This is a genomic window from Acetobacter sp. DsW_059 (assembly GCF_002153695.1).
Lineage (GTDB): Bacteria > Pseudomonadota > Alphaproteobacteria > Acetobacterales > Acetobacteraceae > Acetobacter > Acetobacter thailandicus.
The window spans coordinates 1-21,208 of sequence record NZ_JOPI01000059.1; the positions used below are offsets into that span (position 1 = coordinate 1).

At 48.2% G+C, this 21,208-nt stretch carries 20 protein-coding genes; 17 read left to right on the top strand and 3 right to left on the bottom strand.

Annotated features, from left to right (window positions below; genetic code table 11):
* The first annotated feature begins 120 nt into the window (after positions 1–120).
* Genes HK25_RS11275 through HK25_RS11295 form a run of 5 tightly spaced genes read left to right on the top strand, consistent with a single transcriptional unit; the run spans position 121 to position 3,245 of the window.
* Positions 121–555, top strand: a complete 435-nt coding sequence (locus tag HK25_RS11275; RefSeq protein WP_086636268.1) for a DcrB-related protein — start codon at positions 121–123, stop codon at positions 553–555.
* Between the two features lie 57 nt (positions 556–612).
* Positions 613–942, top strand: a complete 330-nt coding sequence (locus HK25_RS11280; protein ID WP_233127816.1) for a PAAR domain-containing protein — start codon at positions 613–615, stop codon at positions 940–942.
* Positions 939–1,829: a DUF4123 domain-containing protein gene (locus HK25_RS11285; protein ID WP_086636270.1), complete on the top strand. Its 891-nt coding sequence runs from the start codon at positions 939–941 to the stop codon at positions 1,827–1,829. Before HK25_RS11280 ends, HK25_RS11285 begins: the two co-directional genes overlap by 4 nt.
* Positions 1,826–2,536, top strand: a complete 711-nt coding sequence (locus tag HK25_RS11290) for a polymorphic toxin type 15 domain-containing protein (protein WP_086636271.1) — start codon at positions 1,826–1,828, stop codon at positions 2,534–2,536. The genes HK25_RS11285 and HK25_RS11290 overlap by 4 nt, the downstream gene beginning before the upstream one ends.
* Entirely contained in the window at positions 2,526–3,245 is a 720-nt protein-coding gene (locus HK25_RS11295) for a GAD-like domain-containing protein (protein WP_086636272.1), read from the top strand. The genes HK25_RS11290 and HK25_RS11295 overlap by 11 nt, the downstream gene beginning before the upstream one ends.
* A 94-nt stretch (positions 3,246–3,339) precedes the next feature.
* On the opposite strand, the gene HK25_RS11300 is transcribed toward HK25_RS11295, so the two are convergent.
* Complete coding sequence (locus tag HK25_RS11300) at positions 3,340–3,576, bottom strand: hypothetical protein (protein WP_086636273.1); 237 nt, start codon at positions 3,574–3,576, stop codon at positions 3,340–3,342.
* Between the two features lie 614 nt (positions 3,577–4,190).
* Between HK25_RS11300 and HK25_RS11305 the strand changes: the two genes are divergently transcribed.
* Complete coding sequence (locus tag HK25_RS11305; protein WP_086636274.1) at positions 4,191–4,856, top strand: hypothetical protein; 666 nt, start codon at positions 4,191–4,193, stop codon at positions 4,854–4,856.
* A 702-nt stretch (positions 4,857–5,558) separates the two neighbouring features.
* On the opposite strand, the gene HK25_RS11315 is transcribed toward HK25_RS11305, so the two are convergent.
* Positions 5,559–8,348: a bifunctional aconitate hydratase 2/2-methylisocitrate dehydratase gene (locus tag HK25_RS11315; protein WP_086636276.1), complete on the bottom strand. Its 2,790-nt coding sequence runs from the start codon at positions 8,346–8,348 to the stop codon at positions 5,559–5,561.
* Between the two features lie 404 nt (positions 8,349–8,752).
* Here HK25_RS11315 and HK25_RS11320 point away from each other — a divergent pair, with 404 nt between their 5' ends.
* The 11 genes from HK25_RS11320 to HK25_RS11370 all read left to right on the top strand — a co-directional run bounded on the left by HK25_RS11320 (position 8,753) and on the right by HK25_RS11370 (position 20,091).
* On the top strand, positions 8,753–10,156 hold the full coding sequence (locus tag HK25_RS11320; protein WP_086636277.1) for a PLP-dependent aminotransferase family protein: 1,404 nt from the start codon (positions 8,753–8,755) through the stop codon (positions 10,154–10,156).
* A gap of 341 nt (positions 10,157–10,497) precedes the next feature.
* The gene (locus HK25_RS11325; RefSeq protein ID WP_086553330.1) at positions 10,498–10,980 is read left to right on the top strand and encodes an MSMEG_0572/Sll0783 family nitrogen starvation response protein; all 483 of its coding nucleotides are present in this window, start codon (positions 10,498–10,500) and stop codon (positions 10,978–10,980) included.
* Between the two features lie 23 nt (positions 10,981–11,003).
* A complete protein-coding gene (locus tag HK25_RS11330) occupies positions 11,004–11,972 on the top strand; it encodes a Nit6803 family nitrilase (RefSeq protein WP_086553329.1) in 969 nt (322 codons plus the stop codon).
* The gene (locus HK25_RS11335) at positions 11,969–13,078 is read left to right on the top strand and encodes an MSMEG_0568 family radical SAM protein (protein ID WP_086636278.1); all 1,110 of its coding nucleotides are present in this window, start codon (positions 11,969–11,971) and stop codon (positions 13,076–13,078) included. The genes HK25_RS11330 and HK25_RS11335 overlap by 4 nt, the downstream gene beginning before the upstream one ends.
* 2 nt (positions 13,079–13,080) lie before the next feature.
* Positions 13,081–13,635, top strand: coding sequence for an MSMEG_0567/Sll0786 family nitrogen starvation N-acetyltransferase (locus HK25_RS11340; RefSeq protein ID WP_086636287.1), 555 nt, complete (start codon positions 13,081–13,083; stop codon positions 13,633–13,635).
* A complete protein-coding gene (locus HK25_RS11345) occupies positions 13,635–14,606 on the top strand; it encodes a sll0787 family AIR synthase-like protein (protein WP_086636279.1) in 972 nt (323 codons plus the stop codon). Before HK25_RS11340 ends, HK25_RS11345 begins: the two co-directional genes overlap by 1 nt.
* Positions 14,603–15,769, top strand: a complete 1,167-nt coding sequence (locus HK25_RS11350; protein WP_086636280.1) for an MSMEG_0565 family glycosyltransferase — start codon at positions 14,603–14,605, stop codon at positions 15,767–15,769. Before HK25_RS11345 ends, HK25_RS11350 begins: the two co-directional genes overlap by 4 nt.
* Before the next feature lie 2 nt (positions 15,770–15,771).
* A complete protein-coding gene (locus tag HK25_RS11355; RefSeq protein WP_086553325.1) occupies positions 15,772–16,059 on the top strand; it encodes an MSMEG_0570 family nitrogen starvation response protein in 288 nt (95 codons plus the stop codon).
* Between the two features lie 14 nt (positions 16,060–16,073).
* Positions 16,074–17,321 carry an MSMEG_0569 family flavin-dependent oxidoreductase gene (locus HK25_RS11360; RefSeq protein ID WP_086636281.1) on the top strand — a complete coding sequence of 416 codons (1,248 nt, stop codon included), beginning with the start codon at positions 16,074–16,076 and terminating at the stop codon, positions 17,319–17,321.
* 14 nt (positions 17,322–17,335) lie between these two features.
* Positions 17,336–19,108 (top strand): AMP-binding protein, encoded by a 1,773-nt coding sequence (locus HK25_RS11365; protein ID WP_086636282.1) that lies wholly within the window; start codon positions 17,336–17,338, stop codon positions 19,106–19,108.
* A 242-nt stretch (positions 19,109–19,350) separates the two neighbouring features.
* Positions 19,351–20,091 carry an SDR family oxidoreductase gene (locus HK25_RS11370; RefSeq protein WP_086553322.1) on the top strand — a complete coding sequence of 247 codons (741 nt, stop codon included), beginning with the start codon at positions 19,351–19,353 and terminating at the stop codon, positions 20,089–20,091.
* Between the two features lie 129 nt (positions 20,092–20,220).
* On the opposite strand, the gene HK25_RS11375 is transcribed toward HK25_RS11370, so the two are convergent.
* Positions 20,221–21,117 carry a LysR family transcriptional regulator gene (locus HK25_RS11375; RefSeq protein WP_086636283.1) on the bottom strand — a complete coding sequence of 299 codons (897 nt, stop codon included), beginning with the start codon at positions 21,115–21,117 and terminating at the stop codon, positions 20,221–20,223.
* Between the last annotated feature and the right edge of the window lie 91 nt (positions 21,118–21,208).

A 21,208-nucleotide genomic window follows, 5' to 3' on the forward strand; every position in this document is an offset into this window, starting at 1 on the left:
GTTTCCCAGACATCATAACTGATTTATAATCAGCATTCACAGCAGTTAGAATTTAAATAAATCTCTATAATTACGGCAATATAAGATTATAAACGGTCAGTATAGAAAAAATATGATGACATGAACTACCGTATTCCAGGTTTTACCCTTGATCTTCCAAAAGGGGCAAAAGATCATAGTATTTTTATATTTACCCTAACGCCGGACGATGAACAGGCTTTCAGTATTACTGTCATACGCTGTTCGCTTCCTGCAGGAAGCGAACTTTCAAACTATGTAACTGAAGATATTGCGATGCGTGAAACCAGTGGGGAAGGATATGCTCTATCATGGAAGAAGTCATACCTTCATGAAGGAGCCAGCGGTATTATCACTGCAGGAACACTGAAAGATATTGATGACTGTAAAGAGGAAAGACGACTTTACCTTTTTGTTGGAAACATCGTTTTGGTTATGACCGCTTTGGTTCATGGTATCTTTACATTAGAGCAACTTGACGCTCTGAACGAATTTATAAAAGGGTTTCATCCGGATATTACTGACCAGGAAACCTGATCACCAGACAAGAGGCAAATAAAGATGCCAGGAAAACCTGCCGCCAGAATAACCGATATGCATACCTGTCCACAAACGACAGCTCTGGTGCCTCATGTGGGAGGTCCTGTTATTACCGGGTCACCTGATGTATTTATAAACGGTCGTCCAGCCGCCAGAATGAATGACAACGCGACTTGTTGCGGGCCACAGGATAAGATCAGCGAGGGATCTGCTTCAGTATTTATAAACAATAAGCCTGCCGCCCGAATAGGTGACCGTACCGTGCATGGAGGTATCATTATGAGTGGAAGTGGGGATGTCTTCATTGGAGATTATGGCGGTGGAGGTGATCCCTGCCCGAGACAAGCATTGACTTATAGCACACCGTTTTACGATCCATCATGAGTGACGATACTATTACAACGATCATGGACAAGATCACCCTATGGCCCGATCAGCCTGTGTTTGCTGCTATGGACGGAGCGGGGTTCATTAACCTTCCGCGCTTCCTGACAAATGAACGGATTCCGTTCCGCCCGTTGTTTCTTGATCGAAGATCAGGAGATGTCGGCAGATCAGGACCGTTCATGGCTATCGTTCCGCGTGAACGGCTAAAAACGTTTGTATCTTTTTCAGGTGTTACAGAGGGATCTGTTTTCTGGAATACATCGTGCAATGCAGACGAATTTCATCGACATCTTCGTAGTCTGACGATGGTACGTATCCCATCATCTTCGTCCGAAGAAAGCCGGAAAACGCGGATGGTAGTTTTTCGGCATTTTGACCCAAAAACTGTTGCTCTTACCCTACCCGTAATGACACTGGCACAGCGAGCGAGGATGTTTGGTCCGGCACAGTCTCTGCTGATCAGTGTACCAGAAGACGTGCTGGAGGCTAAACGTCGGATTGACTGGCCTGAACCAGAAAAAGGACCACTGAGTTTCACTCAGGAGCAAATGAATGCTGTCACAAATGGTATGAATTTACGTTCGAGACAAAAGATCGTTGCATATTTACGGAAGACTGCACCGGAACAGACAGCCGGGATGGATGACACGACGTTGCTTGATTTTGTAGAAGAGACGGAAAAGGCTGGGGAAGCATGGGGGCTGAAAACTGAAGCCGGGCAGGGTCGCCTTGCATGGCTCCAGTTAATGTCTGAAGGAAAGTTTATAAAAAATTCCGATATTCTGACATATATGAAGACTGTTCAGGATAGTCCGGATCAAGGTCTTAAAACTCTCATAACAGCATCGTCGTCTCTTGCTTCGCAGAGAGAACGTCAGGGATGAGTGGTGCACTTTATGGTGCTGAAACCGGAGCTGAGATCGGATCGGTTGGTGGCCCTCTGGGGGCAGCAGCAGGTGCTGTTGCTGGTGGGCTGATTGGACTGGCTGCAACTTATCTTATCTCCAGCGCATTGGAGCATATGAATCAGGAGGCTGATACCTCTCTGACAGATAAGGAAGCAGCAGAGCCCTGTTATGATTGCGGTGATGGTCCTGATTGTTTCAGGCCACCTGAAGATGCAGATCAGGAAACGGTGGAAGAATTCAGGCGACAGCTTAAAGGACAGGAGAATGGCATCAATAAAATGTCTCCTGATGAAATTATCGATAATATTGACCGGTATTCTGACCTTGGACGAAAAGGAGCTAATCCTGGCGAACAGAAGATGCGTGAGGTATTCAGGAACGATATAAAAGCACGTAATTTTCGTAAGCATCTCAATAAATACGACGATGAAGATGCGGCAAAAAAATATGCCGATGACATGAGTAAAGGAAAGGCTGCCCTTCATAATCCTGATATGCGAGCTGGTGGTAATCCCATGCCAACAGATATGGGGTCATCACGGGTTAACTCATCTCTTGGTTCTCAATGGAGCAAGAAAGGTCCATCCAGCAAACTGAAGAGATGGGAACAGTTAAAAAAAGCAGCTCATAAGGCGAAGGATGCTGGAAAGAAGCTGATGAATATAGATCTTCGTGAATGCTAAAGAGGAAAAAATGGCAGATACATACCCAAAATTTGATATAAGAAAATATATTAAGAAATATGGTGAATTAAATTACAGGAAAGATGTTCCAGAGAAAATTTGTGAACAATATAAGGATAAGCTCCCCGATGACCTTATTTTATTCTGGAAAGAGTATGGTATTGGAACATGGTTGAATGGAAAATTCCAGTTTTGTATCCCTTCTGATTACTCAGGAATAGTAGATATTCTATTCTCTGGTGATCCGGATATTATTCCAGAGAAAACTCATATAATTGGATATTCTGCATTTGGTCATTTAGTTATATGGAATGAAGATTTGCAAACATGCATTATTAACTTACCTGAAGCAACTATGGGCGTTGATAAATGGGATTTTGATGAGTTTGGAAATGATTTTTTTAGAATATCTTCAGTTATAGCTATGTTAAATTTAGAATTTAGTTTTGATTATCCAACTCAAAATAAAAATTATAAATCTCTTTTTTTAGAGTCTTTGTCTGAAATAGGTGAAGTGACTTTTGGTAAATGCTACGGTTTTTTTCCGGCACTTGCGCTTGGTGGTTCACCATCGGTAAAACATATTCAGATCGTCGATGCCCGGGTGCATTTTACACTGCTTGCTCAGATGGGAGCTGTACGCATTCTTCGTCTAAATGAACACGATAATATTGAATTCGTTCGCAATGCCGGAGAAAAAATATCATAGAGATAATTTATATCTCTTCATGTGTTTTGACCTTTGTTTAAAATAACCATAAAATTCCGGTTTAAGTAAAGAAACGTTTCCACCACGAACGGGGTTAACATTCACCCCGTTCGTTCACCGGAATACCTGATTTTTGTTTACCTTCTACGTTAGGGGTGAACGTAGGGTGATCGCGTTCAGCTAAAAGTGCCTCAGCTATAGCCAGACGTATTCTTAAATCAGTATTTTTATCGTGTAGTTCTTTAAGGTAATCTTTATCTTTTTGAGCATTCTCTGCTCGACGGTTTAATTCTTTTTGTAAACTAACTATGGCTAGTCGCATGGTCGACATTGTTTCTTCGTTCACCCTGTACGAAGGTAATATGTTTAGGGAGTCCGTTTTTTCTGTTCAGGGTTTTGTTCACCTTGTGTGTTCGGGGAAGACAGAGAGTTTAAAGGAACACTTACACGAACGGTTCCACTATTATCTGTAATTTGCTTATAAGTAAGTTGTTCCGTCTTTGTCATGATACTTTCTTTTGTAAATATCTATTGATATCAATAGATTAATAACAACAATATAATATCATTTTTAAGTTTTAAATCGCTGATTTTATGTTTTTTTGTAAAGACATTCAGGAGCTTCCTTTATATCCTGCTTCCAGTCGGACACTACGCTTCAACACTCGCCGCAATGCACATCGTAGCCTTCGCTGGTTTCATGTTGAAAAACGCAGCCAGACTGCTCACGCAAAGTGCATAACACCCTCTGGTATAATTTAAGGTGGCAGGAAGAATAAAAAATCATTCAAAAACAAAGAACAGAAGCTGAAAAAAAGAAACAGGACGCTCTTGAATGCCAACCTTATCGACCAGGAGACCCAGGTTTTTAAGGGAGTATGATACTGACTTGCTTTAGATGAATTTTTATTTAGAATAGATATTCTTATTATAAGTGAGAAAAAAATGGCTGGTCTGGTAAGTGATAAAAGTATTGAGCTTCTATTAAAGGAAATGAAGCTTGATGTGTCTTTATATTCAGGTGTTGCGGATAAAAAGAAAGCCGCAGGTTTTATTCTGGGTATGTGTTTCGTAAGATTTGACCCAAGATTTCGTGAGCAGCTTAGATCACAACTTAAAGTTTATGCATTCTGTGCCACTTTAAAAAATATTGGATTTACAAATCAGGATAGAGAGATGCAGTCATATCAGAGACTTGCTATGAGTCTTCTGTTTATTATGGATAAAATTATTATTGATCCTGAATCTTATCCTTTTTCGTTATCTGAAGTTGAGTTTGCAACGTACTCCACTCAAATATTTGGTGGGGAAATTCAGAACATACAAAGCACTTACCATGCGCCAAATTATTATGTAGATGCAGCAAAACTAGCGGTAGTAGCAGTTTTTGGCTTGGGTGTAGGTGCTGCTGCAACGGCTCTTTTACCAGAAACATTAGCTGCTGGTGCTATAATGTCTCGTATTGCACCAGCAGTAGCAAAATCAATTGCAACTGGTATAGGAGGGAAAGTAGCAGAAGCAGCGTTGCCTGTTGATCTTAGAAAAGATTATCAACAAAAAATGCTTTGGCCAATTTATAATTTTGACCTTGAGCGTAGAAAAATTAATTAATACTTATGAAAAAAATTAGTAATTTTTTGTATAAATACATACAAATTCCAGCATTAATGACATGTATTTGTCTGTATTTTCAGGGTTTTAAAGGATATGATTTGTGGCCATTTTGTCTGTTTTTTTCTTTATTGCTAAGTTTAGCAATGTGGCCTTTTAATGAAGAACAAAAAAAATGGAAAAATAAAAGTAAATTTAAATCTTTAATTTTTTCTATACTTATGCCGATTGCTTTAATGGCTCAGTATTTACTGTCGCAGATATCGTAAGGATATGATTTTTAACCCTTGCTTTTTCTAACAAAAAAGACTGCTTCACAGGAAAAGTGAAAGGACTGAGCGGTAACTCTGACCTTTCAGCATAACCCGCCAGATGCCGAAAATCTGCTCAAATACGTCACTCTTGCATCAGCTATGCAGGCGCCGGTGCACGTTTTTCAACTATCAGAACGGACAGGCAGATCATGCAAGGAAATGCCGGCATTGTAACGATACAGAGCCGCTTTCACAAATAAACTGCTATCGTCAGTTATCCCGTCGACATGGCCTTCATGACCCCGGGAGAAGATCTTTTGTCCGCTCCCGCTGGCTGTCACTCAGGCCATATCGTCGCATCTATTCTCTCTCTGCAAGCAGAGAGAAGCACAGAAGCCGAAGCACCGGAAATGTTCAGACCCGCAGGGTCTGAACATCAGTGGATATTTTAGTAGTGAACTGAGGCTGAATCGAGAGGTGTCGCTTTCGGCGGGACGAAAGTGGTGAGGTCAATCCCTTCGACAGCAGCTTTATATTCCTCATCGTTAGGTATACGTCCAAGGATCGCAGACAGCACAACAACAGGTGTTGAGGCCAGAAGCGATTCACCTTTCTTCACGCTGGAGTCTTCAACAACGCGTCCCTGGAAGAGGCGGGTTGACGTTGCAAGAACGGTATCACCCTTAGCGGCTTTTTCCTGGTTACCCATGCACAGGTTACAACCAGGGCGTTCCAGATACAGAATATTTTCGTATTCTGTACGTGCTGCTGCTTTTGGCTTGTCATCGTTAAATTCAAAGCCAGAGTAACGTTCCAGAACTTCCCAGTCGCCTTCGGCTTTCAGCTCGTCAATGATGTTGTAGGTTGGTGCGGCAACGACAAGCGGTGCTTTAAACTCAACTTTACCCTGAGCTTTTTCAAGGTTTTTGAGCATCTGAGCAACAATTTTCATGTCGCCTTTATGCACCATGCACGAACCAACAAACCCAAGGTCAACTTTCTTATTGCCGCCATAATAGGAAACAGGGCGAATAGTGTCATGGGTATAACGCTTAGACACATCAGGGTTGTTTACGTCAGGATCAGCAATCATAGGCTCGTTGATCTGATCAAGGTCAACAACAACTTCAGCGAAATATTTTGCGTTTGCATCAGGGGTCAGAGCAGGTTTTTCACCTGAACGGATCTCAGCAATACGCTTGTCAGCTTTAGCAATCAGGCCTTTCAGCGTACCGGCGGCATTGTCCATGCCTTTGTCGATCATGATCTGAATGCGTGATTTGGCAATTTCAAGCGATTCTATCAGCGTCTCATCCTGCGAGATACAGATCGCTGCTTTTGCCTTCATCTCAGCCGTCCAGTCGGTGAAGGTAAAGGCCTGGTCAGCGAGCAGTGTGCCGATATGCACTTCGATAATGCGACCCTGGAAAACGTTATCGCCACATTGCTTAAGCATCTGCGCCTGTGTTGCATGCACCACGTCACGGAAGTCCATGTGTGGCTGCATTTTGCCTTTAAACGTGACCTTAACAGACTGAGGGATGGGCATTGTTGCCTCACCCGTGGCCAGTGCAAGGGCTACGGTGCCTGAGTCAGCGCCAAAAGCAACGCCTTTAGACATACGGGTGTGGCTGTCACCACCGATGATGATCGCGGCATCATCAATCGTGATGTCGTTCAGAACTTTATGAATAACGTCTGTCATCGGATGATAGACGCCTTTTGGGTCGCGTGCAGTGATCAGACCGAAATTATTCATGAATTTCATGAGTTTCGGAATATTTGCCTGTGCTTTTTTGTCCCAAACTGAAGCCGTATGACAGCCAGACTGATAGGCACCGTCTACGAGAGGAGAAATGACAGTCGCTGCCATTGCCTCAAGTTCCTGTGCAGTCATCAGACCGGTCGTGTCCTGAGACCCGACGATATTTACTTTTACACGGACGTCTGAACCTGCATGCAGGACTTTACCCGGTGTGACACCAACAGCGTTGCGGTTGAAGATTTTTTCAACAGCAGTCAGGCCCTGGCCATCAACTGTGATCTCTTTGTTAGGAGCAAAAACCTTTGGCGCTTTTTCGCCAAGAGTCTCAGCGGCAAACGTCTGGAGCTTTTTGCCGAAAACGATAGCATAAGAGCTGCCGGCTTTCATGAACTCCAGTTTCTGAGGCGTAAATGAAGAGGCAATATCAACCAGCTCTTTACCGTTTTCGTCACGAAGCTGCTTGTTTTTTACATCAATAGTCAGAACAGTGCCGGTCGCAACTGAGAATTTTTGTTCAAGAACCGGGTTGCCGTCTTTGTCCAGCACAGGTTTGTTGTCTGCGTCGGTTTTTTTAACCCAGTTTTTCAGGTTAATACCGATACCGCCGGTCACATCCACTGTGGTTGCAAAAATCGGTGAGATACCGTTAGTGCCCGCGACGATAGGAGCAAAGTTAACAAAGGGAACATAAGGGCTGGCCTGTTTGCCGGTCCAGAGCGCAACGTTGTTCACGCCTGACATACGGGATGAGCCAACGCCCATTGTACCTTTTTCGGCAATCATCATCACCCGGGCATCAGGGTGTTTCTTTTGCAGCGCAACGATTTCTTTCTGCGCCTCAGGTGAGATCATGCACTGACCATGCAGCTCACGGTCTGAGCGGGAGTGTGCCTGGTTACCCGGAGACAGAAGGTCAGTTGAGATATCGCCTTCAGCAGCGATAAACGTCACAACTTTAATTTCGTCTTCTACGGCAGGCAGTTTGGTAAAGAATTCAGCCCTGGCATAGCTTTCGAGCACGTCTTTTGCGACGGCATTGCCAGCTTTATAGGCGTCACGCAGACGGAACATGTCAGCGTCGTAGAGGAATACCTGGGTTTTCAGCACTTCGCCGGCCTGGGCAGAAATTTCACCCTTATCACCAAGCGCGATGTCGAGCAGAACTTTAACTGACGGGCCGCCTTTCATGTGTGAAAGCAGCTCAAGAGCAAAAGCTGGTGTAATTTCCGGGACAACTGTTTCGCCCAGAACAATTTTTTTAAGGAATTCTGCTTTCACACCAGCGGCGCTGGTTGTGCCTGGCAGTGTGTTGTAAATAAAGAATTTAAGGGCATCAGCACGGTGCTCGTTACCGGCGTCCTCAATTAACGCAATAATGTCACGAACCAGCCCACCGTCGTCGATTGGCTTGGGAGCAAGTCCTTGATTTTTTCTGTCCTTAATTTCGGCCAGGTAATCTGAGTAGGCGTTCATGGCAATTCCAACGTCATTGATGTGTGTGGACCTGAAACACAGTCCTGCAAACCGGTGGTGGCTGAGCTGGCAACGGTCAGACCGATTTCAGTTACGTCAGCTACCTTCGACAGACAAGACACTGTATTCCAGCAAAACAGTCCTTTTAATTCAGCGTTCACCGCTTAAAAAGCAACCCACATGCCTGTCAGACCAGCCTGCACAGCCAGCCTCACTTCACTGGGCTTTGCTTATCTGACTGATGATGGGGCTTTTGTCATTTCAAATTTCCGGCACTGCTTTTTGGAGAAGGGGCGGGAGCAGCTTTTTCATGCCAATTCGCATGACAACCCTGTCTGCCCGTTGTAAGCACTCTGTGGAGTTATGCCCTATATGCTGTGGCAGATGTCAGGAACGTACTATTTATGCCTGTTTATGATTATCTGGCTAACTGGAAACAGCAGATTGACCAGAGCCCGAACGCTATTTACCTGACACTGGCTGATGCACTGGCCTTTTCTATACGGAAAGGAGATTTGCAGGAGGGGGATAAGCTGCCTCCGCAGAGAACGATCGCAGAGTATCTTGGCACTAATCTTACGACAGTGACACGAGCCTTCACTGAGGCGCGTCGTCGTGGCCTGATTGATGCAACAGTGGGCCGCGGCACTTTTGTGCGTTTAGGAGCGGGTGAGAGCCACTGGCGACATACAGGGCCTGCCGTTGTTGACCTCACAATGAACCTGCCACCTATCCCGCAGGACCCCTCGCTCCAGCGTATTATACAAAATGATATTGCTGCTATCCTGAAACAGCAGGATCTCAGCAGCCTTATGTCTTATCGTGTGACCGGTGGCACACTTGAAGAGCGTCAGCTTGGCGCGAAATGGATCGCGCCGGTTCTTGGGTCGCGTCGTACGGATGATATTCTGGTCGCTCCGGGGGCACAAAGCGCTCTGGCCGCGATTGTCAGCAGCCTTACCCAGCCTGGTGACGTTATTGTTACAGATCGCATTGCTTATCCGGGCGTTCGTACAGTAGCTGCACAGTTCGGGCTTATTCTTGCAGGCGTTGACAGTGATATTGAAGGCATGATGCCAGATCAGCTTGATCATGTCTGTGCGCAGTATCATCCGCGTCTTTTATACTGCATCCCAACCATCAATAATCCTACGACAGCAACAATGTCTTTGCAGCGCCGTAAAGATATTCTGGCTGTGGCACAGAGACACCATCTGCATATTGTTGAAGATGATCCTTACAGTCTGTTGCTGGATGAACCGCTGCCAGCGCTGGCGGTATTAGACCATAACCGGGTGAGTTATATTGCTACACTTGCAAAGACTCTCAGTCCTGGTTTGCGTACTGCTTATGTGGCCCTGCCTAATTCTGATATGACCCGCCGGGTCACAGCTGCTATTCGGGCCATTGCACTCACGAATGCAGGTCTGCTGAGTGCAATGACTGCAAGATGGATGCAGACCGGCCAGGCTGAAACTTTGCTTCAGGCTATAAAAAAAGAGCTTCGTTTGCGTCAGTCTGTTGCACGTAAAGTGCTGGGGCCTGACCATTGTGCAAACCCCTGTGGCCCGCATGTATGGTTAAAACTACCAGAATGGTGGGGAAGTGCAGATTTTGTAGCCTATGCGCGCAGGCGTGGGCTGGCACTGGTGCCAAGCACTGTTTTTACCATCAGTGGTGAGCCGCCACAGCGGGCCCGCATTGCTCTGGGAAGTGCACCTGATGCGGCCAGCCTTGAGGAATCTTTAAACGGGGTGATGTCTGTTCTCCATCATAAGCGTTCACCTGGTTTTACTGACATTGTATGACCGGCTTCCTCTGGGCAGGCATCAGGAAGACTCCTTGTCTGAGGGGCATCACTCAGAGAGAAAGTGAAAAACAAGAATGGGCATAGATCACGAATTAGTGAGTAAAAATCCGTTTTAAAACAATATGTTATCTTAATATGATATGATTGTACGCTTTTTCATAAAATATTGTATGCTTTTGATTGCATAGTATTGTCGTTTAATTTTTATTTTGATTTGTTTGTAATGCTTTATGAAAGCATACAATATTTTGTCTTTCTCTTATCCCGTGTCACGTTTGCTTCGGCAACACGGTCAGGTCCGGCTTGCCGCCGGAGGCCGCAGCACATGGGAGACATACTATGCCAGCAATCGAACACGCACCCCATAAAGATGGTGACTGCTTCGTCAATTATGAAAATAAAGTTTTTGAAGACGTTAAAGCAAAACCAGGCGAAAAAGCTCTTATCACATTCCATACTGTTGCCAACGAAGGTTCAGTCGGGTTTGTAAACCTTTTGCAGGCAACACGCCTTATCCGCAAAGGTTTCGAGACATCAGTTCTGCTCTATGGCCCGGGCGTGACCCTGGGTGTTCAGCGTGGTTTCCCCCGCCTTGGTGATGAAGCTTTTCCAGGTCATATGAACTGCAATAAGCAGATCGTGAAAATTCTTGAAGAAGGCGGAAAAGTTTACGCCTGCCGCTTCGCTCTTCAGGCACTGTATGGATATGGCGAGCATAATCTGATTCCGGGTATTACACCCATCAACCCTCAGGATGTACTCGACCTGACCCTCATCGCGCGTCGCGATAATGCGTTTATTCTGAACAGCTGGACTCTCTGACGGCCGAAGGGAGAACCGCCATCATGTCACGTATTGTTCGCGCCGCAGCCATTCAGATCAGCCCCGTCTTTGGTGACGATGGTCTGGGTACTGCCCGGAAAGTCTGCAAGGCCATCCGCGATGCCGCCTCAAAAGGCGTGAAGCTGGCGGTCTTTCCTGAAACCTTTGTGCCGTATTACCCCTATTTTTCTTTTATTCAGCCCGCATTTCGCTTTGGTGGCGAACATCTTGAGCTTTATGAGCGCGCTGTTGTTATTCCTGGTCCGGTAACAGACATGGTGGCTGAGGCTGCACGTGATACCGGTATGGTTGTTGTGCTGGGTGTAAACGAGCGTGATGTCGGCACGCTCTACAACACACAGATTATTTTCGATGCGACGGGCGAGATTTTGCTCAGGCGCCGCAAAATAACCCCGACTTACCATGAGCGTATGGTCTGGGGGCAGGGTGATGGTGCAGGGCTTAAAGTCGTTGACAGTGCAGCTGGTCGTATAGGTGCACTGGCCTGCTGGGAGCATTATAACCCTCTCGCACGCTATGCGCTGATGACGCAGCATGAAGAAATTCACTGCGCACAGTTTCCGGGTTCGCTGGTCGGGCAGATTTTTGCAGATCAGATGGAAGTCACCATTCGCCATCATGCGCTTGAATCAGGCTGCTTCGTTGTCAATGCGACAGGCTGGCTGACTGAAGAGCAGATTAAGGATGTCGCCCGCGATCCTTCTCTTGAAGGGCCTCTGCGTGGTGGTTGTTTTACGGCCATCATATCCCCCGAGGGCCGGCATCTGGCTCCGCCTCTGACCGAAGGTGAGGGCATGGTCATTGCAGATCTTGATTTTGCTCTGATTACTAAACGCAAACGTATGATGGATTCAGTGGGGCATTATGCCCGTCCTGAGCTGCTTAGTCTGCTGCATGACCGTCGTCCGGCCAGTACGGTGCATTATGTGGGTGAAGAGGCACCCCGTGACAAAGAAGGGGATGTATTATGACTGTCCCGACACTTGGCACATTATCAGGCCGTAAGCTCATTACAGATCTGCAGTCTATGGGGCTGCAGATTGGTGAACAAACCGGTGGTATCTCGCGTAAAGGCGGCGCCGGGCCGTCAGATCATAAAACAATCACGATTGCCGGGCAGACCATTATGGTACCGGTGTTTACGGCAGGGGCTCAGCGTTCGCCATTTCAGGCCAGTCTGCCAGATCAGAGCGGCAGCAGCGTGTTGCAGCGCGATGGTCAGATACTGGGTATTATTCATTTTCCGTCAGCGCCACGTTTCTACGGGCTAAGCACAGCTGACGGTATTCCTTACTGGAAAATCGCTCTGCTGCATGGGCGTGATACACTGGCAACAACGGTGCATCAGACCTGTATTCGCTATGCAGACCGCCGTACCTCCTGCCAGTTTTGTGCCATTGGTCAGTCGCTGGAAGCAGACCGTACAATTGCGTATAAAACACCCGCTCAGTTAGCCGAGGTTGCTAAGGCTGCGGTTGAGCTTGACGGTGTGCGCGACATGGTGCTGACAACAGGCACGCCGAACGTCATTGACCGGGGTGCGGCTGTGCTGGCGGAGTCAGCGCGTGCTATTCGGGCCGCGGTTGACCTGCCGTTACAGGTGCAGTGTGAGCCGCCGCGCGATCATGACTGGTTCGGTCGCCTTCGTGATGCCGGGGCAGATAGTTTAGGCATGCACCTTGAGGCCGCGACCCAGGTGGTGCGCGAAAAGATTATGCCAGGTAAAGCGACTGTCAGTGTCGAACGGTATATGGAGGCCTTTGCCAGCGCTGTGCCTGTATTCGGGCGCGGGCAGGTTAATACCTACCTTCTGGCAGGACTGGGTGACAGTGCAGAAGACATTCTTGCTCTGGCTGAACGTCTGATTGCACTTGGGGTTTACCCCTTTGTGGTGCCGTTTGTGCCTATATCTGGCACACCACTTGAAAATCACGCTCCTCCTTCAGCCGACTTCATGAAGTCAGTGCTGGCACCATTGGGTCGTATGTTGCGTGAAGCAAATATGAAATCGACTGACATTCGTGCCGGGTGTGGCCGTTGTGGTGCCTGCTCCTCTCTCTCAGCTTATGAGTCATGATGATGACGGAAGATGTAGAAAATCGCCCGTTTATTCCTGTTGAATACGTTGTGCGACTTGCCCGTACACCGTGGGAAAAAGTCGGTTTTTACGCACTTCGCAGAGAAGTCTTCTGCACGGAGCAGCATATTTTCTCAGGTGATGACCGGGATGAGATTGATGATGTTGCAATTCCTGTTATTGCCGCCTGTTGTGTAGCAGGCATGCCAGATCGTGTTGTGGGTGCTGTGCGTATTCATGAGGCTGAGACCGGCGTATGGCGTGGCTCTCGCCTGGCTGTGCAGGCTGAACACCGTAAGCTGGGGCGTATTGGCGCAGAGCTTATCCGCATGGCTGTCAGTACCGCGCACAGTCTGGGGGCGACGCGTTTTCTCGCCCAGGTACAGGAGCAGAATGTGCTGTTTTTTCGCCGGCTTTACTGGAAAAGCCTGGGGGAAGTGATGCTGCACGGCCTGCCACATCATGACATGCAGGCTGACCTGACGCGCTATCCGCCACACGGGCTTGACCAGACCTGGCTGCTTCGTCCTCAGCCCCGTAACCGGCAGGTGGCATAATGACAGGCGCACTGGCTTCACTGCTCCATACATTACGCACCGGCAGCGCTCTTGCTGCCAAGCAGGATATTGCCGCTGTCACAGCTATTCTTCCTCAGGCCAGTGAAACAGGGTTCAGGCCTGGTGATGATTGTGCCGCCATTCCTGACGGAGAGGGTTATCTGCTTCTGGCAAGTGAAGGGTTTCAGGATAGTTTTGTACGGGCCATGCCGTGGTTTGCCGGTTATTGCGGGGTGATGGTTAATGTCAGCGATATTACCGCAATGGGCGGGCGCCCGGTCGCTGTAGTTGATGCGCTGTGGAGCGAGACGTCAGAAACGGCAGCGACAATCATGACCGGTCTGCGTGATGGCGCACGCACGTATCATGTACCGGTTGCCGGCGGGCACACCAGTATGCGCAGCACGCATAATTCGCTCTCTGTTGCTATTCTTGGGCGTGCGCGTCGTTTACTGACAAGTTTTGATGCCCGCCTGGGTGAGGTTCTGATCGCAGCCATAGACCTGCGTGGTCGCTGGCATGACCCTCATCCATTTTGGGATGCAAGTTCAGCACTATGTGGTACAGATGATGACGCCCGCCTGAGAGGAGATCTCGAACTTCTCCCCTCTATTGCAGAGGATGGTCTGAGCAAAGCGGCAAAAGATATCAGCATGGCTGGACTGCTGGGCACCGCTCTGATGCTGGCGGAATGTTCAGGTATCGGCATGAGCATTACTCTTGATCATATTCCCCGCCCGGATGATGCACCAATGCTACGGTGGCTGTCAGCATTCCCCAGTTACGGGTATCTGCTCACCGCATCAGCTGAAAATGCAAAGACGATTATGGATCGTTTTCACAGACGTGACATCGATGCTGCTGTCATTGGTGTCTGTAACGATACCCGTCGCCTTGAGGTGACATGGGGTGATGAGAAAGAAACTTTCTGGGACCTTGGGCAAAAAACTCTCATGGGGTGCGCACCATGAGCCTTTCAGTTGGTATTCTGACGCACTCAACAAACCCGCGCGGTGGTGTTGTGCACGGTATGGCCCTGGCAGAAGCATTGTGCGATGCGGGGTATGAGGCAACCCTTATTGCGCCAGATGTGACGGAGGCAGGTTTTTTTCGTAAACCCCGGTGCGCTACCCGCTATATTCCCGCTGTGGCAGAGCAGCACTTACCATCACTGGTGGAGCGTCGTATTGGCGAGATATCAGCAGCTCTGCGTCACAATGCACAGTACGATGTGCTGCATGCGCAGGACCCGCTGAGTGCGAATGCTCTGGCTGATCTGGTTGCTGAGGGGCAGATAGCAGGTTTTGCCCGCACGGTGCATCATCTGGATAATTTCTCTGATCCAGGTGTGGCTGCACGTCAGGTCAGAGGGTTAGCTGCCGCTGATGAACTGTTTACGGTCAGTCAGCTCTGGCAGGACACTTTGCTGACAGATTATGGCCGGCATGCCCCGGTTGTGGGCAATGGAGTGGATCTGACACATTTCTCTGCGCAAATAAAGCCGGAGGACTATCAGTTGCGCAGCCGTTACGGGCTGCCTGAACATACGCCGTTTATTCTCTCTGTTGGTGGTGTTGAGCGGCGTAAAAACACGCTTCTTCTGCTGGAGGCTTTTGAAGCGATACGACAGGATAAGCCTGACCTGCACCTGGTGATTGCAGGGGGCGCGTCTTTGCTGAATCACACAGATTATCGTCGCCTTTTTGACGAGAGAGTTCAGAGCGCGGGCCTGGAAAAAGCAGTTACTGTGACAGGAACCATTGCAGATGACGATATGCCTGCATTGTACAGGCAGGCTTCTGTTCTGGCTTATCCGTCACAAACGGAGGGGTTTGGTTTGTGCCCGCTTGAGGCCATGGCCTGCGGCACTCCGGTGATTGTACCAGCCCTAAGGCCTTTTACCGAGCACTTTGAGGGCGATGAGGTGTTCTGGTGTGATCCCCGGCACCTGGCAACACTGGTTCATGCATTGCGTGCAGCCCTGAGCGCTGTTGCTCAGGAGCGCTTTAAGGTGAGTGGCCCCGCAACAGCCTGTCGTTTCGCCTGGCATCATGTCGCCAGGCGGCATTTTTTAGCATACGGGCGCCTGGCCGCATTATCGCGTGCCGGTGTCCATGCTTCAGGAGTTTTGTAAGCATGCCCGAAATGATTTTTCGTGTGCGATGGCCCGACGGGAAGGAGGCAAACTGTTATTCTCCCTCCCTGGTTATTCAGGATCATTTTACGCCTGGTCAGGAATACCCGGTCCGCATTTTTCTTGAAAAGGCAGAAACAGCACTCGGCGAAGCGAGTGAGCGTGTACGTGCACGTTATGGCTTTCCATGCAGCCGTGCCCTTGGCCAGCTTCAGGTTATTCGTCAGACCTGCGTGCCTTTTCTTAACCGACCCGACGCACAGGTGAGCGTCCTGTCTTTCAGTTTCTGAGATGGAAAAATACCATGACACAGAATGAAAAAAATATTCCTGTTATTATTGTCGGTGGTGGTCAGGCTGGCCTGTCTATGAGCTGGTATCTCTGCCGTGAAAATGTTGAGCATATTATTTTTGAAGCGAAAACAGCCTGTCATTCATGGGATGATGAACGATGGGATAATTTTTGTCTGGTAACACCAAACTGGCAGTGTGAATTGCCCGGGCACCCCTATAAGGGAAAAGATCCGCATGGTTTTATGGTGAAAGAAGAAATTATAGAGTATGTAAAAGGATTTGTTCATTCATTTAACCCGCCTTTGCGTGAACATACGGCAGTTTCATCCGTTACCCGTCATGAAAAGGGTGGTTACCGGGTTATTGCTAATGGTGAGGTATGGCATGCAGAGCATGTTGTGATTGCCTCAGGTGCGTATCATGATGCAGTTGTGCCCGGATATGCCAGTGCTATTGATTCATCAGTCTTTCAGCTGCATTCACAGGATTATCGTAATGCTTCACAGTTGCCTGAGGGCGCTGTGCTGGTTGTGGGGAGCGGGCAGTCTGGTGCACAGATTGTTGAGGATCTTTTCCTTGAAAACCGCAAAGTACATCTCTGCGTTGGGTCAGCCCCGCGTGTTTCACGCTTTTATCGTGGCCGCGATGTGGTGGACTGGCTGGCCGATATGCAGTTTTACGATCTGACGGTTGATAATCATCCCTTGCGCGATGGCGCGCGTGACAAGACAAATCATTATGTGACCGGCCGCAATGGCGGGCACGATCTTGACCTGCGTCTTTTTGCGAAAGAGGGTGTTGGTCTGCATGGCACACTTGAGACAATTCGCGATGATGTTGCATATTTTCTGCCTGATCTGAAAGAAAATCTCGATGATGCAGATAAGACTAATGCTGATATTAAAAAATCTATAGATGCCTATATTGCCCGCGAAGGCATAGAAGCACCGGTTGAAGCACCTTATGAGCCTGTATGGCTGCCTGATGGCAGGAATGTCTCCCTTGACCTGATGGCAGCGGGGATCACGTCAATCATCTGGTGTATTGGGTTCCGCCCAAATTATCGCTGGATTGATGTACCCGTCTTTAATGGTGCGAATAAGCCTGTGTGGCGCCGGGGTGTGACGGATGCACCAGGTTTTTATTTCCTCGGGTTGCCATGGCTGCACACATGGGGGTCAGGGCGGTTTTCAGGTGTATCACGCGATGCCGCATGGCTGGCAGGCCAGATCACCGGCAAAGACGTTTCTGTAGCCTGAGAAGGGTCATCGCTATGCTTCCATGGACAACATATGACGCGATGTATGATGCGGCTGTCTCTGCTCCTGAGATATTCTGGCTGAATGCTGCGCGGCGCATCACATGGAAGCAGGCTCCCTCGGTTGCATGCCGTGTGCGCGAAGACGGGTGGCATGACTGGTTTCCCGGCGCGACGCTGAATACCTGCTATAACGCGGTTGACCGCCATGTTGAGGGTGGTCGCGGAGCACAGCCGGCGCTGGTCTGGCACTCATGCGCAACTAAAGAGCATCAGGTTGTTACTTATCAGGAGCTGAAAACAAGAGTAGCCGGGTTTGCCGGTGGTTTGCGTGCTCTGGGGGTGGGGCGTGGTGACAGAGTGCTGATCACCATGCCAACGATGGTCGAAACAGTTGTTGCTATGCTGGCCTGTGCCAGGCTGGGTGCTGTGCATGTTGTGGTTTTTGCTGGTTATGCAGGCCCTGAGCTGGCACAGCGTATTGATGATGTAACCCCGAAAGTCGTTATTGCTGCCAGCTGTAGCTTTCAGGGGCGTACTGTTATGCCGTCTGTTCCTGTTCTCAGCGAGGCACTCTCCCTGGCTACTTATAAGCCATCAGCCTGCGTTATTGTACAGCGTGATGCCTGCCCGGCAGCATTACAGCCAGGGCGGGATTATAATTTTCATGTGCTTGAAGAGGCAGAGCCGGCAGAGCCGGTTTTACTCCATGCGGAAGATCCTCTTTATATTCTGCATACTTCTGGCACAACGGGCCGAGCAAAAGGCATTGTGCGCGATAATGGCGGCCATGCTGTTGCTCTCGCTTTGTCTATGGAGCTGATTTACGACTGTAAGCCCGGTGATACTTTTTTTACGACATCTGACCTTGGCTGGGTCGTGGGCCATTCTTATGGTGTTTACGCGCCACTCATCAGTGGTTGTACAAGTGTGCTGGCAGAAGGATGCACAGCGGCTGCTTCTGTAATGGCTCTTTGTCGCAGGCACACTGTAAAATGTCTGTTTACGACACCGACACAGATGCGGCTTATACGGCATGAAAGCCGTTATCATTCTGATGTGAAACTGCCTGCTCTTGAACAGATTTTTATTGCCGGAGAGTATGCAGACCCGGCGTTGCTCGACTGGGCACGCTCGTTCTTTCACAAACCGGTGCTTAATCACTGGTGGCAAACTGAAACCGGGTGGAGCATCACAGCTCATTTTTCAGGCCTGCCTGATTATAACCCCGAGAGTGAGGGGAATGAAATCGGACGACCTGCGCCAGGTTTTCTCCCTGTTATTCAACCCCCTGGATCAGGAGGGGAGAGTGGTGAAATTCTTTTAAAACTGCCTTTGCCTCCTGGCTGCCTTGCTGGTTTGTGGAAAGATGAGGCTGTCACTGTTCCTGCATTATATTTTGATAATACCCTAAAATATTACCGTACTTTTGATGAAGGGAGTATTGAGGAAGATCTTACTGTTCGTATGTTCGGGCGTTCTGATGATGTGATTAAGGTAGCAGGTCGCCGTATTTCAGGGGTGCAGATCGAAAAAATCATTTCCTCTCATCCTGCTGTTTATAACTGTGCGGTAATTGCTACTTCTGACCCTTTGAGAGGGCAAAGGCCTGTTGCCTATGTCGTAACAAAAACTGAAGCAGAACATGAGCTCTCTTCAGATCAGATTGTCAGAAAAGTTCACGATATGCTTGGGCCGTGGGTCGGCCTTAAAGATGTACGGTTTATCAGCAGTCTTCCTGTGACAAAATCAGGTAAAATAATCAGAAAAAAATTACATTGTTGTTGATTATTCTACGTTTTCAATGAAATTAATATAAAAATGAAGCCGGCATAGATACCTGTTATTTATGAATCCTGAATATGGCTTCATGCAAAACAAATACGATAATTATTATAATTATTTATTCTATACTCTGGGCGTGGTTGTTCAGGTCTCACGCCACGTGAGCGTTGTATGCTTACAGTCAGCAGTCTCTTTTGCCCTGATTGTTGCATGCAGCGTTTTTAACGCAAAAGAGGATTAATATTATGGCGCAGAATATTGAAGGCAAAGTTGTCGTTATTACCGGCGCCAGTAGTGGCCTTGGCGAGGCTGCTGTGCGACGGCTTGCGGCTGACGGTGCCAAAATTGTTATTGGTGCCCGCCGTCTGGATAAGCTTGAGGCTCTGGTTAACACACTTTCTCTGGGTGCAGGAGCAGCCGTGAAGACAGATGTAACACAGCCCGAGCAGGTTCAGGCGCTGGTTGATCGCGCGATAAAACTGCATGGCCGTATTGATGTGATCATTAATAATGCCGGTCTTATGCCTCATTCTCCTCTGGAAAAATGTCGCATCGAGGACTGGAACCGGATGATTGATGTTAACCTTAAAGGCACACTTTACGGTATTGCTGCTGTGCTGCCCTATATGAAGGCACAGAAGAGCGGGCAGATTATAAATGTTTCATCGGTTGCAGGTCATAAAGTTGGCCCGGGAGGCGCCGTTTATTCTGCCACCAAGACAGCAGTCAGGGTTATTTCTGAAGGTTTGCGCCAGGAAGTTAAACCTTATAATATTCGTTCAACAGTTATTTCTCCCGGTGCTGTTCAGTCAGAGTTGCCGGAAAGTGTGACTGATGCAGATACGGCAAAAACCATTCAGGAATTCTACGATAAATATGCCATTCCGGCAGATTCCTTTGCACGGGCGGTCGTATTTGCCATGAGCCAGCCAGATGATGTTGATATTAATGAGATTCTGTTTCGCCCTACGGCTCAGCTATACTGAATATCCTCTTTATTTGCTCTGAATTGTACATCATTACTGAAAGCTATTTTGGTAATGATGACGATTTCTTATTGAAGTAGCAGGAGAGTATCCTGATGGCGTATCGTGACTATGTTGCAGGATAGTCAGTTATTTTTCGCGGTAGCGTAATGCGTCAACGACTAAACGAAAAGCTGCAGAAGATTGTCGCCGGTTAGGGTAATACAGGCGATAGCCCGGAAATGGTGGGCACCAGTCCTCCAGTACACAGACCAGGCGCTGGTCTTCAAGGCAGGCTGCGATCTGATCTTCCATCAGGTATGCCAGTCCAAAGCCATCAACAGCTGCCTGAAGGATCATTTGTGGTGAGTTGAAGGTGAGTTGCCCGTCTACACGAACACGTAGCGCACGATAGCCTTTTTCTAGTTCCCACGCATAAATGCCCCCTGCCGTTGGAAGGCGGAAATTGATACAGCTGTGTTGTGACAGATCGTGCGGTGTAACAGGTGCCGGGTGCGATTTAAAATATGAAGGAGCCCCTGCGACGACCATACGGAGTGGCGGACCAATGGGTACTGCAATCATATCACGGGCAACTGTTTCTTCCAGTCTCACACCGGCATCAAAACGTTCAGCGACAATATCTGTCAGGCCGGTCTCTATTGCCAGTTCAACGTGAAGATCAGGATATTGCGGTAGTAATTTTTTGAGTGCTGGCCATAGCAGGGTAGTGGCGGCATGTTCTGATGTTGTAATCCGCACAGTGCCGGCCGGTTTATCTGATAATTCGCTGATAGAGGCAATTTCATCAGCAATTGTATCGAGTGCAGGAACGAGTGTACTCAGCAGGCGTTCACCCGCCTGTGTAGGAGACACGCGCCGGGTTGTTCGGGTCAGAAGTCTTACGTTAAGGCTTGCTTCCAGGCGCCGTATTGTGTGACTTAGTGTGGATTGTGACGTTCCCAGTCGTGCCGCGGCACGCGTAAAGCTCTGCTCCTCTGCAACTACCATGAACGCATTAAGATCGACCAGTTCGCTGCGACGCATTTATTAACCTCTGATATAAGATCAAGCGTATTATAGCATCTAATCATAGCAATAGCGTCATGGTTCAATAATTTTTCCTGTATAGCAGGAG

Excerpts from the sequence above, each read along its gene's own strand:
- HK25_RS11335 (WP_086636278.1), top strand. The coding sequence starts at position 11,969 with ATGACTGTCCCGACACTTGGCACATTATCAGGCCGTAAGCTCATTACA.
- HK25_RS11355 (WP_086553325.1), top strand. The coding sequence starts at position 15,772 with ATGCCCGAAATGATTTTTCGTGTGCGATGGCCCGACGGGAAGGAGGCA.
- HK25_RS11340 (WP_086636287.1), top strand. The coding sequence starts at position 13,081 with ATGACGGAAGATGTAGAAAATCGCCCGTTTATTCCTGTTGAATACGTT.
- HK25_RS11350 (WP_086636280.1), top strand. The coding sequence starts at position 14,603 with ATGAGCCTTTCAGTTGGTATTCTGACGCACTCAACAAACCCGCGCGGT.
- HK25_RS11300 (WP_086636273.1), bottom strand. The coding sequence starts at position 3,576 with ATGTCGACCATGCGACTAGCCATAGTTAGTTTACAAAAAGAATTAAAC.
- HK25_RS11315 (WP_086636276.1), bottom strand. The coding sequence starts at position 8,348 with ATGAACGCCTACTCAGATTACCTGGCCGAAATTAAGGACAGAAAAAAT.
- HK25_RS11290 (WP_086636271.1), top strand. The coding sequence starts at position 1,826 with ATGAGTGGTGCACTTTATGGTGCTGAAACCGGAGCTGAGATCGGATCG.
- HK25_RS11375 (WP_086636283.1), bottom strand. The coding sequence starts at position 21,117 with ATGCGTCGCAGCGAACTGGTCGATCTTAATGCGTTCATGGTAGTTGCA.
- HK25_RS11280 (WP_233127816.1), top strand. The coding sequence starts at position 613 with ATGCATACCTGTCCACAAACGACAGCTCTGGTGCCTCATGTGGGAGGT.
- HK25_RS11365 (WP_086636282.1), top strand. The coding sequence starts at position 17,336 with ATGCTTCCATGGACAACATATGACGCGATGTATGATGCGGCTGTCTCT.
- HK25_RS11325 (WP_086553330.1), top strand. The coding sequence starts at position 10,498 with ATGCCAGCAATCGAACACGCACCCCATAAAGATGGTGACTGCTTCGTC.
- HK25_RS11285 (WP_086636270.1), top strand. The coding sequence starts at position 939 with ATGAGTGACGATACTATTACAACGATCATGGACAAGATCACCCTATGG.
- HK25_RS11370 (WP_086553322.1), top strand. The coding sequence starts at position 19,351 with ATGGCGCAGAATATTGAAGGCAAAGTTGTCGTTATTACCGGCGCCAGT.
- HK25_RS11360 (WP_086636281.1), top strand. The coding sequence starts at position 16,074 with ATGACACAGAATGAAAAAAATATTCCTGTTATTATTGTCGGTGGTGGT.
- HK25_RS11275 (WP_086636268.1), top strand. The coding sequence starts at position 121 with ATGAACTACCGTATTCCAGGTTTTACCCTTGATCTTCCAAAAGGGGCA.
- HK25_RS11320 (WP_086636277.1), top strand. The coding sequence starts at position 8,753 with ATGCCTGTTTATGATTATCTGGCTAACTGGAAACAGCAGATTGACCAG.
- HK25_RS11330 (WP_086553329.1), top strand. The coding sequence starts at position 11,004 with ATGTCACGTATTGTTCGCGCCGCAGCCATTCAGATCAGCCCCGTCTTT.
- HK25_RS11305 (WP_086636274.1), top strand. The coding sequence starts at position 4,191 with ATGGCTGGTCTGGTAAGTGATAAAAGTATTGAGCTTCTATTAAAGGAA.
- HK25_RS11345 (WP_086636279.1), top strand. The coding sequence starts at position 13,635 with ATGACAGGCGCACTGGCTTCACTGCTCCATACATTACGCACCGGCAGC.